At 41.1% G+C, this 14,927-nt stretch carries 13 protein-coding genes; 1 reads left to right on the top strand and 12 read right to left on the bottom strand.

Going from position 1 to position 14,927, the window contains the following annotated elements:
- Nucleotides 1–38: 38 nt before the first annotated feature.
- The 7 genes from G603_RS0104950 to G603_RS0104920 form a co-directional block, all read right to left on the bottom strand.
- The gene (locus G603_RS0104950) at nt 39–1,295 is read right to left on the bottom strand and encodes an AAA family ATPase (protein ID WP_026669494.1); all 1,257 of its coding nucleotides are present in this window, start codon (nt 1,293–1,295) and stop codon (nt 39–41) included.
- Between the two features lie 215 nt (nt 1,296–1,510).
- On the bottom strand, nt 1,511–1,924 hold the full coding sequence (locus G603_RS21320) for a helix-turn-helix domain-containing protein (protein WP_051207480.1): 414 nt from the start codon (nt 1,922–1,924) through the stop codon (nt 1,511–1,513).
- A gap of 50 nt (nt 1,925–1,974) precedes the next feature.
- Nucleotides 1,975–3,570, bottom strand: a complete 1,596-nt coding sequence (locus G603_RS0104940) for an AAA family ATPase (protein WP_026669493.1) — start codon at nt 3,568–3,570, stop codon at nt 1,975–1,977.
- Nucleotides 3,571–3,731: 161 nt separating this feature from the next.
- Nucleotides 3,732–5,615, bottom strand: coding sequence for an AAA family ATPase (locus G603_RS0104935; RefSeq protein ID WP_081669827.1), 1,884 nt, complete (start codon nt 5,613–5,615; stop codon nt 3,732–3,734).
- A 188-nt stretch (nt 5,616–5,803) separates the two neighbouring features.
- On the bottom strand, nt 5,804–6,205 hold the full coding sequence (locus G603_RS19275; protein ID WP_051207477.1) for a helix-turn-helix domain-containing protein: 402 nt from the start codon (nt 6,203–6,205) through the stop codon (nt 5,804–5,806).
- A 47-nt stretch (nt 6,206–6,252) separates the two neighbouring features.
- Nucleotides 6,253–6,636 (bottom strand): DUF2304 domain-containing protein, encoded by a 384-nt coding sequence (locus tag G603_RS0104925; protein WP_026669491.1) that lies wholly within the window; start codon nt 6,634–6,636, stop codon nt 6,253–6,255.
- A 63-nt stretch (nt 6,637–6,699) separates the two neighbouring features.
- Nucleotides 6,700–7,428: a glycosyltransferase family 2 protein gene (locus G603_RS0104920; protein ID WP_051207476.1), complete on the bottom strand. Its 729-nt coding sequence runs from the start codon at nt 7,426–7,428 to the stop codon at nt 6,700–6,702.
- A gap of 201 nt (nt 7,429–7,629) precedes the next feature.
- Between G603_RS0104920 and rd the strand changes: the two genes are divergently transcribed.
- Nucleotides 7,630–7,785, top strand: a complete 156-nt coding sequence (gene rd, locus G603_RS21895; RefSeq protein ID WP_081669826.1) for a rubredoxin — start codon at nt 7,630–7,632, stop codon at nt 7,783–7,785.
- 116 nt (nt 7,786–7,901) lie between these two features.
- Here the strand turns inward: rd and G603_RS0104910 are convergent, their stop codons facing one another.
- The 5 genes from G603_RS0104910 to G603_RS0104890 form a co-directional block, all read right to left on the bottom strand.
- Nucleotides 7,902–9,704, bottom strand: a complete 1,803-nt coding sequence (locus G603_RS0104910) for a methyl-accepting chemotaxis protein (RefSeq protein ID WP_026669489.1) — start codon at nt 9,702–9,704, stop codon at nt 7,902–7,904.
- Between the two features lie 818 nt (nt 9,705–10,522).
- The gene (locus G603_RS0104905; RefSeq protein ID WP_026523765.1) at nt 10,523–11,119 is read right to left on the bottom strand and encodes a hypothetical protein; all 597 of its coding nucleotides are present in this window, start codon (nt 11,117–11,119) and stop codon (nt 10,523–10,525) included.
- Nucleotides 11,120–11,387: 268 nt separating this feature from the next.
- A complete protein-coding gene (locus G603_RS0104900) occupies nt 11,388–12,281 on the bottom strand; it encodes a hypothetical protein (protein ID WP_026669488.1) in 894 nt (297 codons plus the stop codon).
- Nucleotides 12,282–12,336: 55 nt separating this feature from the next.
- Nucleotides 12,337–14,001 (bottom strand): ABC transporter substrate-binding protein, encoded by a 1,665-nt coding sequence (locus G603_RS0104895; RefSeq protein WP_242829612.1) that lies wholly within the window; start codon nt 13,999–14,001, stop codon nt 12,337–12,339.
- Nucleotides 13,998–14,909, bottom strand: coding sequence for a carbohydrate ABC transporter permease (locus G603_RS0104890; RefSeq protein ID WP_081669824.1), 912 nt, complete (start codon nt 14,907–14,909; stop codon nt 13,998–14,000). Before G603_RS0104890 ends, G603_RS0104895 begins: the two co-directional genes overlap by 4 nt.
- Nucleotides 14,910–14,927: the final 18 nt, after the last annotated feature.

Here is a 14,927-nt window from a genome sequence, read left to right as displayed (position 1 = left end):
TATTCCCAGTCCTGTCTTTTTTACCCACAAATGCCACCTCAGTTTATAAAATCTATGCTTTTTAAGCTGGGTATTGCCCCATATTTTCCTATGAGATAATTCTTCTCATAATTCTCATCCTTACGAATATGAATACCATCTTCATCAACAAAATCAGCTAATGAATATAATGTGGATTCACCATTTTCATCCTTCTCCACAAACCAGACTTCATCTCTGCGCAGTAACTGATTTGATAATTGCCATGTATCATGAGTCGTAAAAATAAGCTGTGCATGGTTTGTATTGATCTTAGGATTTAGAAATGTAAGCAGGAAATTTCTTACCAAAAGCGGATGAAGGCGAGCATTCAATTCATCGATAACAAACACGCTTCCCTTCTCCAACACATCTCTTAAATCCGGATAAAGTGCAAACATCTTTAAAGTTCCGGCAGATTCCGCCTCAAGAGGTATCTCCACCATTTCATCCGAGCCAACCATCTTATGAAGTGAATTTATCTTATACTTTTCTTCTTTCGCCTGATTCTCCTGAGGTATCTTCTCAACCCTAAAGTCTTTGATATGCTCATCAAAAGAATCAAAAAATCTTATTACATCCTTCTGAACATCTTTATTATCAGCAAATTCATTAGGCAGTCTTCTGGAGAGGAAATAATTTGTAATTGGATCTCCAAAGTCAGCAAATTCATTCATAAGGAACCATTCCCTGACTTGCTTACATATTTCTATTTTCAGTTTTGCCCCGAGAGATACTATCAGAACCTGTTTCTCCAGAGCTACCTTGATATTATCTCTGCTGCTAGCTGGAATACCTGACAAATCCAGTTCATCTGGCGTCCTTCCACGGTAGAAAACCGTTTTAAATTCTCTGGCTGTTTTTGCTTTAGAATTTAGCCATTCTTCCGTGACACCTTCACCATTTATACAAAATCCGTAATTATATGTTTTTTCCTTCTTATCACCAGGAAATGTAAAATATATTTCAAAACTCGACTCATCTGTTGCAGAGTCCGAAGCAAACAGGAACGGAGTAGGCTTATATAACTCATATTCCTCCTCATCATCCCCATATTTGAAAGAATTAATAACATAATCGGACATATATCCTAATGCATGGTATATGTTTGATTTTCCACTGGCATTTGCTCCATAAATAGCCGCAACTGTCAGGCTCTTCTCACCGCCAACATTCACAACTCTCTCTGAGAATTCCGTCATTTTTGTTGCAGACAAGTCCAATATTGCTTCTTCTTTAAAAGATTTAAAATTCTTGAAATTAAATTGAATCAACATGGTTTGATTCCTCCTTAATTCTGATTATATACAAATCGGACTAAAAATCAACGCTCAAATGTGATTTATTCTCATTTGGATGTAGTTTTTGCTTTCTAGGCACAGAAAAGCCGAATTTAGATTTTGCGCATTGAAATAGCCAGCACCCATATGGGCGCTGGCTAAAACCGCTTTTAATATCCCTATTACACTGCTATCAGTTCGCAGTATCTACCTCATTCGCTATCGCCTTCTCCATCCCCCTCATCCTCTTCGCCATCTTCCCCCTCCTGCAGCTTCCGGAGTCTTTCAAGCTCGTTCTCTCTGTCGTACTCGGCCTGTTCTTCTTCAAGAAGGAGGGTTCTGCGACCCTTTCCGCGCTTGCCGCGTCTGTCGATGAGGGCGTCTTCGCCGCCTGCCTCGTATTTTCGAACCCACTGGTAGACGTGGGCGTAGCGAAGGCCGTAGAGTTCAGCAGTTCCCCGGATGTTTCTTTGGTGGGATAAGCAGAACTTTACGACTTTTATCTTTTCCTCGTGGGATAGCTTTTTGTCTAAAAGATCGAGACCAGAGTCAAGATTCATCTGCATGAGCTTGATCTTGGTCGCAAAAGATAATGGCTTTCTGGTAAGCCTCTTTTTTCTTGCCATGGGCGCCTCCGAATTTTTCCGTGCAACATCCGGCATTGATGGCTAATTAATTAGCCAACTATGTACTCTTCAATATTTCTAACATCTTTACTTGAAGAGAAGTTGATGCCAACCTTTATGAGATTAAAGCCATTTTTTAACTTATCAACATATTTTTCTGTATATTTCTTGTCCTCTATCTGTTCCAGCGCTTCTTTCGCAGATTTATCAATCTTATATTCAATGACATAGATATACTTTCCGGCAGTAAGTGTTGCATCTATCCTTCCAATATTTGTTCTATTCTCAGAAATGATCTCCATGCCGGACATTCTGCATGCCAAATATATGAGGGACTGATAATACTTTTCATATTTTAGGTGAATATCATAAGGGATCCCTGCAAACAATCCCTTAAGGGATGTTATCATACTATCAACGTCGCCTTCTATCGCCGCGCTTTGTATGTCATTAACAATATTGTTTATATCCGCGATGGGCTTATCCATATATACAGAAGCCAGGTCCGTTTCAAATGATAATTGCACTTCCTTGTTAGGGTACACCAATCGATATGTGGGGGCAGGCTTTTCCGCCACCATATCTCCTATAGTCAGATATCCTGCCTGAAGCAATAGTTGAATTAGTAAGTGTGAATCAGCCTTATCTTCTGAAAGTTTCATAATATCAAAAGAGTTATAGGCAATATCCGTCATAACTGCATTTTCAATATTTTCAACAGTTATCCTCTGTTTCTTGGCCTGCTCTACCAGCATAACCGGTGTTGCAGTCGCATACCAGTAGTTCCTGAATTCAAAATTTTCCATAAAAAATCTTCCAACGGACACCGGGTTATATACCTTGATTCCATCGAATGCAAATTTAAATCCATCATACCATGAAGCAAGTCTCTCTTTTAACTCATCATAAGTGCATCCGTTCTTTTCAGCACCGGCTTTGATATAATCAGTAAAATACTCATCCAGCTCATCCTGGGTGTAGCCTACAGCGTCAGAGTACTTACTGCTTCTACTTATATCAACCAGATTGTTGAGCTTACTAAACACAGAAACCTGACTCAGACGCGTCACTCCGGTGAGAAAAACAAAACGCTCCATAGATTCATAGCCTTTTATCATCTGATAAAAAGCTTCCATCATCCTTCGTATGAGTTTTACTCCCTTTCCATCCTCAAGGTTATTGGTTATAGGTCTGTCATATTCATCAATAAGAACAACAACACCTTTTCCATATTTCTTATAAAGTGCCTTTATAAGTTCACCAAACTGAAGCGCCGGCGAACTGCCCTCTATCTGAACTTCATGATCAGAAGCGATACTTTTTAGTTCAAGTTTTATCCACTCTTCCAAATTCGCTGCAGTGGTGCTGTCACTTCTTCCAAAATCTATGTGTATGATAGGATATTTTTCCCATTTATAATCTGAATCGTAGATGTAGAGTCCTTGAAACAATTCTCTCTCACCTAAAAAAACCGATTCCAAAGTACTTACTGTAAGGCTTTTGCCAAATCTTCTTGGTCTGGAAAAAAAGAACAATCCAAAAGGTTCTTTTACCATCTCGTAGATATGCCTGGTCTTATCAACGTACATGCAGTCTGAATTTATTAAGTTTCTAAATGTAGATATAGATGTACTTATTTTTTTCATATCCATTAGCCTTTTCTCATGCGCAAATTGCTTGCTTTAGATTATAAATCAAATAGCAGCGTCCTGATTATAATAACAGTATACATCCTGGGAATTAAATAAGGTATACAACTTATGCCAAGCATTGATGACATAAAAGTATTCTTATTAGTACTTTATTCTTACCCAATCAAAACTTTCTTTCCCTCGAACGCAAATCCATAGTGATGGATGTTTTCCTGTTTTATACCCCTGGCTAATAAAGCTGCATCATAGTTTTTCTCTTTGATCTGATCCAAAGCTTTTTGCACTGTTTCTTCGAGCGACTTCTCATCATCCGGATCGTGGACTTTAAATTCCAGAACGTACGCCGGAGAATTATTGTCTTTTGGCTCAAGACATACATCATAGCGCCCAAATCCGCTCTCTCTGTTCGAAATTATGTGGTATTTGTCTCGCAAATCCACTATGAGCCCAAGGACAAACCCATGATAAAATCTCTCGGGTTCAGTCGTCGAAGAAGGCTTATTGCCTACATCAAAGCTGGAAAAAGTGTTTAGTGCCACTTCATTCATGAAGCGATTCATGTACTTTACATCATTTAGAAGAAGTGCTTTTAAAAAGTCGTTGTATCGCACACTATCGCCTTCAAACCAGCGTTTTATCATATCCTCAAATGCATGTCTGACCTCAAGATTTGTGAGAGATACACTATACTTTTTGCGAACACCCTGGTTATCTATGGCATGATCTATCTTAAGATAACCGGCTGCAAGCAGAAGGCTGTAAATACCTGATTCGTTATTATTTATAAGATTGAAAACAATTTCATCATCAATAAGCGCCTCGATAGAATCACCTACCAAGAGACGTTCCATAGCTTTCTTTACATCCACGCTTCCTTCACGAATTAGTTTTTCGACCAAAGAATTTTCACTTGTGTTGGCCCAATAATCATCAAGAAATCCTGTGTCAAGGAACTGAGTGATAGACCACGGGTTGTAAATATCTATAGCTTCTCCTATTTTGAATCCGTCATACCATTCCTTTACGTCAGCCATGCTATCATTCAGATCATATACCGACAAAACGTTTCTGATTTCGCTTTCTGTAAAACCGAAGTCCGTGCTGTACTTTGCATTCGTCATTGTATCGACCTTCAGATTATTAAGGTCTGAAAAAATAGATTCTTTGCTGATTCTGGTAATTCCGGTCATTATTGCTCTTTCGAGATGCGTATTAGTCTTGAATGTGGAATTAAAAAGATTTCTTATAAATCCGGTCATTTTATCCCAGAAACCATTTGTATAGGCTTCCTGAATAGGCGTATCATATTCGTCCAAAAATACAAGAACCTTTTTATTGTAGTATCGATGCATCATTTCACAGATAAATCTTATGGAATCTGCGGCAGTTGCATCTGTCATATCATACGTAACCATGCCCCAGAACTTCCTATCCATTTCTGTGACATGCGGTGCATCTTTCAGATAGCTATTGTTCCTGTATAAGCCAACAATCTCCTGTATTATCTGACTACGGGATGTTTCATAATCTGTTCCCTTAACGGATGCAAAACTAATAAACAAGACAGGATATTGTCCTTGTAGAGATCTGTATTCTTTTTCATTCCAAATGGATAATGAGGTGAATAACTCGCTACTTCCTTCATGACGATTAGAAAAAAAGTAGTCAAGCATACTTAGATTAAGTGTTTTTCCGAATCTTCTGGGTCTTGTAATGAGAGTTACAACATCTGCGCTTTCCCACCATCTTTTGATAAATGAGGTTTTATCAATATAAAAATATCCATTTTCTATAATTGCAGCAAAATCCTGGTTACCTATAGATATTTCAGGTTGAGCCAGGGCATTTTTATAAGAAATGCTATTGGAAAACGCACTCTCAAGCGCCAACAGAGTATCTTCTCTGGGCGCCTGTATATTTCCACCAATTACTTTTTGAACAGTGCTTAGCGGAACACCTGACTTTTGAGAAATTATCTCATATGTCAACTTCTGTTCCTTTTTTAGCTTTTTGAGATTTTCTATTCTTTTACTGTTCATATTATGTGTGCTCCGATTTGATTCAGAATTATTTTTGAGAATTATTGCAATTTTACGGTTTCAAATTGAAATTTTGCATTATTAAATTGCAATTTATAAGTTAAAAATAGCATTTTGTGGTCTAAATTGCAATATTTCGATGCAAAATTGCAATTTCATTAACTCTGAGACAACTCTCCACACTTATCTTATTCGCTATCCCCCTCATCCTCTTCGCCATCTTCCCCCTCCTGCAGCTTCCGGAGTCTTTCAAGCTCGTTCTCTCTGTCGTACTCGGCCTGTTCTTCTTCGAGAAGGAGGGTTCTGCGACCCTTTCCGCGTTTGCCGCGTCTGTCGATGAGGGCGTCTTCGCCGCCAGCCTCGTATTTTCGAACCCACTGGTAGACGTGGGCGTAGCGAAGGCCGTAGAGTTCAGCGGTTCCCCGGATGTTTCTTTGGTGGGATAAGCAGAACTTTACGACTTTTATCTTTTCCTCGTGGGATAGCTTTTTGTCTAAAAGATCGAGACCCGAGTCAAGATTCATCTGCATGAGCTTGATCTTGGTCGCAAAAGATAATGGCTTTCTGGTAAGCCTCTTTTTTCTTGCCATGGGCGCCTCCTGTAATCGTCAAATTAGTAGTTACGCCCCAAAAAACTTTACTCTCCCGTAGATTCTCCCATTTTCTCTTCAAGCTCACGAATCCTCTTTTCAAGGAGTCCCTGGTTTTGGATGAGCTTGGTTATTCGGCCTGCCTGCCTTGATGCAATGCTGGTAAGAGACAGTACAAGCATAATAAGGAATCCTATCAGCATGATGTAGAGACCGTTCATGGCACTGGTAATGCCAAGAATCTGGATCAGATAAAACATCAGCATCGGATTTATCACAAGAATCAGCATCACAACTCCTGTAAGCAGCCACAGAAGTGTGTACTTCATATTCAGCATTCTATGCTTTAAAAGCGAAAGAATTATTATAAAATAGATCACTATTGCGATGATCAGCACCACGGTAAGTCTTGGCGGAATAATTGTCCCCATTTAAAAATCTCCCATTCCTAAAATAACTGTATCTATAGTCACATACGGCATGCGGGGTATCTCTTATCTTCTGATACCATAGCTGATTCTGCAGACTATGATGTCAAGTGTGACTTTTATCATGTAATAAACGGATCTTCTAAGATTGATTGAGCTGGTACCGGTCTCGCGCTCTCGCATGACAACAGGAAGCTCCATGATCCTCTTCCTTCTCATAACAGCGTCCATGATGGCCTCAGGTTCCGGATAATCTATCGGATAGCTGCCGGCAAAAGCATTTATGAAAAAGCGGTTCACTGCTCTAAAGCCGCTGGTAACATCCTTGATTTTCCTAAAGCAAAGGACTGTTATGAGTCCGCTTAAAAATCTGATGCCGATTCGCCTTGTAACTGAGCTCTGGAATCCTTCTTTATTAACGAACCTGGATCCAATTACATAGTCTGCCTGATCGTCCAAAATAGGCTGTACGATATCGCCGATATAAGCAGGATCGTGCTGCCCGTCGCCGTCAAGCTGAACAGCAACATCGTAGCCTTTTTCCCTGGCATACTGGTAGCCTGTCTGAATGGCACCACCGATTCCAAGGTTTATAGGGCAGGTCACGTGGTTATAGCCCTGCTCTCTTAAAATCTTGCCGGTGTCATCGGATGATCCGTCGTTAATTACAACGTAGTCGTACTGCGGATATCCGCTCCTTAGCTCTTCAACTATATTTTTGATATTCTCGCCTTCATTATAGGCTGGGATGATAATAAGCACATTTGATTTCTTTGTGCTGCCTGAATATGTCATTTAATATTCCCCAGTTTATGGATTTGTGTCATACAACACTAACCAATTATAGCATATTTGTAAAATGGCAAACACGTGCTTATTTTTCTGCCGGATACTATCAAAAATATTTCACGAAATTATAATAATCTTCCTCTCGTAATCATGTTACAATATTCTCATCTATCAACTAGTTGTTTACACACGAAAGGAGTATTTCTTATGAAGTATGTATGTGGCACATGTGGATATATTTATGATGAGGCAGCAGGCGATCCGGATAACGGTATCGCAGCAGGAACAAAGTTCGACGACCTTCCGGCAGATTGGGTATGCCCCCTTTGCGGAGTAGGTAAGGACGAGTTCAAGCCCGAGTAAATCAGTAAGGTATACAGTTTAGGCTGTATACCTTATTTTTTTGCCCGCCCATAAAAAACGCACTCTCCACATTTCAGAGAGTGCGTTTTTTGTTTGTAACATCCAATTCCAGACTTTTACAGATTCTCAAATATACTTGTGCTCTCACCAAGTCTCTCTGTTACTCTGTTGTTCTCACTCATGGCATTGTCGATGCCCTGAATCTCACCAACAATCTCCGTAGAGTTATTTGCGGACAGTCCGATGGCTTCACTGGACTGCTTAACTGATTCAGTGATGGACTCAACGGAATCTGCCATGCGCTCCATGATGACATTGAGGTTATCCGCCTTATCGGAGAACTTACCAAGCATCTCATCCATCAAAATGGCTGCCTGCTCGTACTTATCACCGGTATCAACGAATGCGTCATAGTCAGCGATAACTGTATCGGTGATGAAGTCGATAACTTCAAGAGCATTGTTGGATAGTGTCTTAACAGCATTAGTAACTTCATTACTGATAACCTGGATATTTCCAGCTGTCTGTCTTGAGTTCTCAGCAAGGGCGCTGATCTCTTCAGCAACAACTGCGAAGCCTTTTCCTGCTTCTCCAGCTCTTGCTGCCTCAATGGAAGCATTGAGGGCAAGGAGGTTTGTCTGGGATGCGATATCCAGAATTACGTTTGTAAGCTCGTTGATCTGGCTAACCTTCTCACTGTCTTTTACAGAACTCTTAAGGACTTCGCCAAGCTCTGTGATCTTAGCTCCGGTATTCTCCTTCTTATTGGTAGCTTCAGACTTAATGTTATCTGCTTCAACCTTGATATTGCCGGCAGTTTCTGTACCTGCTGCAGCTTCGTTTCTGATATCGTCAGCAGCTTCCTTAACCTCTTCAAGCTTACCGTTTATGAGCTCAGCGGTTTCAGATACTGTATCCATGCTTGCGGAAAGCTCCTGCAAAGCTGCGGATGTATTGGTGATGTTATCACTTGCTCTCTGAATCTGCTCTGTCATCTCATCGGAAGATGTGCGAAGAATGACTGTGCCATCCTTAACATCCCTGATGATATTCTGAAGAGTGCCTATAAACTGGTTTATTCCATCCACGATGGACTCAAGCTCAGTCTTGGTCTTTGTATTTATTCTGGCTGTAAGATCACCCTTTCCTGCATTGATGTTGTCGATTATTGAAACAACTTCACCGGAAATTGCACTGATCTTTTTGCTGACACGAGTAATACTTAGAATCATACCAACTACTATACAAACTATAATTACAATGATTCCAATAACAGCCTTTTTGGTTGCAGTATCAAGGCTGATCTGCAGGTAAGCATCAAGGCCATTCGACAGGCCAACAAGAGAAGCCTCCGCTACATCATAGCAAGCCTCCATGTTGCCCATATTTGCGTAGTAGGTGCTTCCCAAAATTCCATAAACAGTCTGTAAATCACCTGACATGCATCCATCTACTATAGCATTGGCATCAGCAAGGTAGCTATTTAGAGCTGCCTCCAAGGCATCCATCTGCTGCTGTCCATCTGCCACCTGAGTAACAAGTATGCTCTGCTTAAGATATTCCACATGCTCGGGAATTCCTGCTTCAGCTGCCTTCATGTCATCTACGTATCCCTGGAGTGTTGCCTGATCTACACCCTCGACAGATGATGCACCGATGAGAGCGCTTAATCTTCCATCGATCAAAAGCGTTTTCTCTCTAAGCTTTGCCTCCTGGACCAGGGATTCAGCCTCATTCACACTGGCCGTATTTGCTGTGAATTTCATGGTCTTCATGCTGTTTATCATTATGATGGTCACAATGATTACAGCTATCAAAATCACGATATTCACCGCCAGATTCTGAAAAGCTATCGTCTGTAAAAATGAGCCCTTTCTCTCGGACATGATTTCCTGCCTGTTGTCACGATCATTTGCCATAGTAGTACCCCCTCGCTCTAGCATGCTCACTGACCTGTATGCACAGATCTGACAATCATTTTGTAAATGATTTTTAATCTACTTATATTATAAAACAACGTTAACATTTCATTTATTAAAAAAAATTAAAAAATATTCTTTAGGAAATACGTCCAGAGATGGAGTGAATACAAGAAGTAGCAGCATAATACCTAATGCCGCTACTTTCTCACGTTTTTTACAAATTTTATCTTTATTGTTGGTTTTCAATTGTTAAATTTAATACCTATTCGTATTAACATGCTATTTTCCGGGAATCGATCCATCGCATTCCAGGGAAAATAACCCACATGTAGCGCCTTTTAGATTGCGCATACATCATATTAGTTCTTCCATGAAAATATCATGGTTTTTGCCCTTTCTGCTATGTAATACATAGAGTGAACACTCTTCATCGATCGATTTACGTACTACGGTGAATACCATGATCAGATCGGGCGTGCATCATTTTGTGCGTTTTCCAAACCCATAGTTTGATAACTCCTTAGGTACTGCGTTTAGGAATAATCAAGATGATCATCTTGTGCTTGAATGCATTTGGAACTGAATGCTCACTGATAGTATCATCAGCAAAAAGTTTCGTCAATATTAAAAATAATAATTTATTTTGATTTTGCAAAATATAGTTGTATTCTGATTTGATATTTTTCCGCATAGATTCGGAGAATTTTTGATCTTTTAGAAAGGCAGAGTGTATCTCGTTTACGAGCCGTACTATCGATAGTGCGAATCATACTCCCGGTTTTAGGTTCTCATTTAATTTCTTTTACAAAGCATCCTTATACCACCTGCTTATCCAGGTAGTCCTCGTATGCTGACATATTAGAGATGGCGGAAAGTGTGGAATTCTGCAGTGATGTCAAAGTGCTGTTTGATGAATCATCACCGCTTCCAACTGCAAGCCCGCTAAAGAGTGACTGGGTAAAGTCAGCTGAATCTGTAAGGGAGTTCTGAAGGGTATCCTTAAGGATAGAGGCTGTGAGATAGTTCTGCATGATGAGGCTGGATCTGGCTTCCTTCTCAGTGCCATTTGACACATTTACGCCTGCAATACCGGAGAGCTTCTGTGCTGTGTCATCGTCAACGCCTTCGGACTTAACCATAGAATCAAGCATTCCTGTGATAGAAGCTGATCCTGTATTCGATGTTATTGCTCTGATGGCAGAATCAGCAAGCTCAGCATTGGAATATTCGTCATAATCTCCGGCAATCGACTGCACGGCATCTCCAAGGATCCCACTAAATGAATCACCTGAAGAAAGCGTATTCATCACATCCTTTATTGATGATACGCCTGTTGAAGCTCCTATTTTATTGCTAAGTGCTGATAAATTGGTGTAATTAGAAACAATCGAAGAAAGATAATCGTAGTCCATGACTCCCCCAACTTCCACAATATCTTGTGGCTCCCCAAAAAACTCTTCCCATATATTGCTTAACTAATTTTTATTATCTCACATTTTTGCAGCTTGTAAATTGATGTATTTTAACATGTTTTTGCATATAAAAAGAACCGCTACAGCTCTGGCTTTACGCCTTGTTGTAACGGTTCTTGTAGATTCTATGCGGTTTTACGCACCCTGCGATTTTATTCTACGGCTCCCACTATAGCCGTATGGAACAAAATACCGGATTTTTAAATAATTACTGTACAGTTACAGCTGTGATGTGGGGGTTAACACCCTCATACCAGTAGAGGAAGCCCTCCATGTCTACTGTATCGCCTACGTTAAGGCCTTCAACTGCCTTGTAAACGTCTGAATCCTGTCCGCAAAGGTAAGACTCAACTGTGAATGTATATGTTGTGCCGTTTGCAGAAACATTGAAGTAAAGGTCATCACCCTGTGAGCCTGAACCATCATAGTTATAAAGGAAAGCTACGTCATTGCCGTCAGCATCCTTGCTAGCCTCAACAGTCATACCCTTGAAAGCTACGAACTCGTTCTGGTGATCGATAATAGAATCATCTGCAAGAAGATCTGTAACATCAAGTGCCTCTGCTACGAAGTTGCCATCCTCGATCTCGAACTTAGCATCTGTGATCTCAACTTCGCCTGACCACTCTGACTTATAACCTGTAACCTTGATCTTGGTGCCGGGTGTGAGCTGCTCATACTCTTCCTCTGAGCAAGGCATGTTGTAAATGAAGTATGCACCATCCTCAGCCTGTGTGTAGAATGTAGCGTTACCAACGCCTTCGTTCTCCCACCAGCCCTGCTTAGCCTGTACATAAGTCTCAACTGTTACTTCTGAATCAAGCTCAGCTGCAACGTAATCATCATGAGTCATAACGTCGCCTGCTGCTGTCTCCTCTGTAGCTTCTTCGCCTTCTGCAGCCTCTTCTGTAGCTTCTGTGGCTACTTCCTCAGCTACGTCTGCTGCATCCTCAGCTACTTCCTGAGTTGCATCAGAAACCTCTTCTGCTACCTCAGATACTGCCTCAGTAGCTGCGTCCTGAACCTCTGCACCTTTGCTGCCGCATGCTGCCATGCTAAGAGCAAGGCCCATTGTCAAAACTGTTGCAATTACCTTTTTCATAATTTTTCTCCTCTTTATTCTTACATGTTAATAATGTAACAGACGTATTATACCACTATTTCAAAATTTTGTTTGAAAAAATGTAAATTCCTATTAAAAGCCAGGTGGTAATCAGAAGTCTCACAAGCCACTTGGATTCCGCCGGCAGTTCTCCGAATTCCGTTTTACCGGTTCCTGCTGCCGATACCTGATCCAGGTGATAAAGGCTCTTCGTATCCTCATAGAGCTTATCTATATAGGCTGCGTCCACTTCGGTTTTCCTTCGAACTGACTTTGTCACATTCTCAATCAGCGACCCGGCTGCATCTCTAAGCGATGCGGAACCATTGAAAACGCTGGTAATAAAGGTATATTTCTGATTTTCCAAAAGAAGCTTTGTGGCTTCGATCTTCACATCATAATAGGTAGTGTTGTCTTCCCCTGCTCTGCTTAAATAGTCCTGATATTCCGGAGAATCCTGAGCCTTTGATGTTACGGGAACGTAGCCTTCCGTCTCAGCGTAGGCTATCTGCACATCATTTGTCAGCATGTACTGAGCAAAAAGCCAGGAGGCAAGCACTTCCTGGGGATCCTTCTTATTGAAAATACAAATCGACGGTCCCTGGGACATCATGGCAAATTTCTTTTCTTCGGGAGCAAGCCTTGATGCCTTATTATCTGAAATCTGCAATCCCTCCCTATCCACAAACTGAGGAATAGGGTAAACTGCGGTCTCAAAATCGACGATCTTATCCTTGGCAATATCGCAAAGAGGTGCATTAGTGCCCATCCAGGTGGCACCTGCCGTAGAATCCACAGCAAAAATGCACTGTCCCGCATTCAGGAAGTTTGCAGGATATCCTGATATTTTAAATGTGGAAAAAGCTCCTGTTTTGGCGTGAGATGTGATCTCCATGAGGTTTTCCCTTGTCACATCCTCAAAAAGCCAGTTGTTTCCAAAAGAATCCGAATACTCGGCGCCCTCCTGTTTTAGCAGAGAAATCATCATATTGTCGGTGGACTTATATATGAAGGGAATGAGGACCTTTTGACCATTTAATTTAAAGGTTCCATCCTCATTTTTCTCCGTGGCCTTTTCAGATACTTCCCAGACAAAATCCCAGGAAAGAACTTCAGGCATCTCATATCCAAGCTTCTCCACATAGGTCTTGTTCACATAGCAAGCCTCCGTGGAGCGCATATAGGGAATTGCGTAGTAGTGATCCCCTATTATTCCCTCAGATAAAAACTCGGGGATAATCTCATCTTTTGAAGGAGCGTCGTATTTTAGCTCATCCCCTGAAAGACCATACCTTGAATCCGTCAAAAGCTCATCCAAAGGAACCACCGTATCGCTGCCCGTAAGGTAAGTTGCGATATGATCCGGATATGTGATGCAGACATTTGGCGTTGTATTTGTGGAAATATTGGTAATTACGTCGTTGTAAATTTTTCCGTAATCCGTGTAAAGTCTGAGGCTTACGTCGATATTTGGATAAAGCTTCTCAAAATCGGCGATGGCTTTCTCATAGATCCTGGTCTGGGTCTTGTTGGTGTCGTTTTTTGCCCAAAATGTAATTTCATATTTTGAAGTCTCATCGAAGGCTTCCGGAATCTCAAAACCGGAGGATTCCCTGGATCCATGGCACGCAGTAAGCGGCAGAACAGACATGGTCATAAGCACTGCTGCCATGAAAGCTGCGGCCTTCCCGGATTTTTTCATAAACGAAAACAGTCTCATCCCTTGGTTCCTCCTCTTGCAACGCCTGCCATTATCTTTTTCCTGAAAACAAGGAACAGAACCATCAAAGGCACTGAAATAGCTACAACCGCTGCCATCATGGCAGGGATATTCTCTCTTCCAAAGCCGTTTTCCCTGATCTCCTGAATTCCGTTTGAAACAAGGAAAAAGTTGGGATCGTCGGTTATGAGTCTTGGCCATACGTAGGAATTCCAGCACTCAATGACTTTCAAAATTGTGATGGTTATAAGTGTGGGCTTTGCTATGGGAATCATAACACGCCACAAATAGCGCATGTCAGATGTCCCGTCCACTTTTGCTGCTTTATAAAGCTCATCCGGAATCTGCTCAAAGTTTTCTTTTAACAGATAAATATAAAAGACTGAAATAACAGAAGGCAGCACCAGTCCCGGCATGGAGTTTCTGAGGTTCATGTTGGTGATGGTAACGTAGTTGGTGATGATAACCAGCTCGTTAGGAATCATCATCAGTGATAAAAACAGGGCAAACAGTATGTTTTTCCCTTTGAACTCAAGCCTTGAAAAAGCAAAGGCCGACAGCACCACAATAACCAGCATGATCGCTGTTGTAACCACCGTGAACACAAAGGTGTTTAGCAGATATCTGCCAAGAGAAACCTCCGTAAAAGCATCCACGTAATTCTGGAAGGTGGGCGATGTCAAAAAAAGCTTTGGCACGTACTCACTGTTATAGGAGCTGTAGCTTTTAAAGGATGTAAGGATCATCCAGTAAAAAGGGAACAGTACGATAAGCGCCCAAAAGGCCAGCAGCAGATACCTTATGATCTGTCCAAAGACATTTGCCGCCGTTGCTCTTTGCTCAATCAGCTTATATTCAGAATTAACATGAGGCACAGAGCCTGTTTTTCCATCTGTATTTGAAGACATATATTTCCTCTTTTCATG

Origin of the sequence: Butyrivibrio sp. AE3006, assembly GCF_000424165.1 — a bacterium.
GTDB lineage: Bacteria > Bacillota > Clostridia > Lachnospirales > Lachnospiraceae > Butyrivibrio.
Note: the sequence above shows the minus strand (reverse complement) of the source record. Positions and strands in the feature narration are given on the sequence as shown.

Coding starts and splice junctions, on each gene's coding strand:
- G603_RS0104950 (WP_026669494.1), bottom strand. CDS start 1,295: ATGTTGATTCAATTTAATTTCAAGAATTTTAAATCTTTTAAAGAAGAA.
- G603_RS21320 (WP_051207480.1), bottom strand. CDS start 1,924: ATGGCAAGAAAAAAGAGGCTTACCAGAAAGCCATTATCTTTTGCGACC.
- G603_RS0104940 (WP_026669493.1), bottom strand. CDS start 3,570: ATGAAAAAAATAAGTACATCTATATCTACATTTAGAAACTTAATAAAT.
- G603_RS0104935 (WP_081669827.1), bottom strand. CDS start 5,615: ATGAACAGTAAAAGAATAGAAAATCTCAAAAAGCTAAAAAAGGAACAG.
- G603_RS19275 (WP_051207477.1), bottom strand. CDS start 6,205: ATGGCAAGAAAAAAGAGGCTTACCAGAAAGCCATTATCTTTTGCGACC.
- G603_RS0104925 (WP_026669491.1), bottom strand. CDS start 6,636: ATGGGGACAATTATTCCGCCAAGACTTACCGTGGTGCTGATCATCGCA.
- G603_RS0104920 (WP_051207476.1), bottom strand. CDS start 7,428: ATGACATATTCAGGCAGCACAAAGAAATCAAATGTGCTTATTATCATC.
- rd (WP_081669826.1), top strand. CDS start 7,630: ATGAAGTATGTATGTGGCACATGTGGATATATTTATGATGAGGCAGCA.
- G603_RS0104910 (WP_026669489.1), bottom strand. CDS start 9,704: ATGGCAAATGATCGTGACAACAGGCAGGAAATCATGTCCGAGAGAAAG.
- G603_RS0104905 (WP_026523765.1), bottom strand. CDS start 11,119: ATGGACTACGATTATCTTTCTTCGATTGTTTCTAATTACACCAATTTA.
- G603_RS0104900 (WP_026669488.1), bottom strand. CDS start 12,281: ATGAAAAAGGTAATTGCAACAGTTTTGACAATGGGCCTTGCTCTTAGC.
- G603_RS0104895 (WP_242829612.1), bottom strand. CDS start 14,001: ATGAGACTGTTTTCGTTTATGAAAAAATCCGGGAAGGCCGCAGCTTTC.
- G603_RS0104890 (WP_081669824.1), bottom strand. CDS start 14,909: ATGTCTTCAAATACAGATGGAAAAACAGGCTCTGTGCCTCATGTTAAT.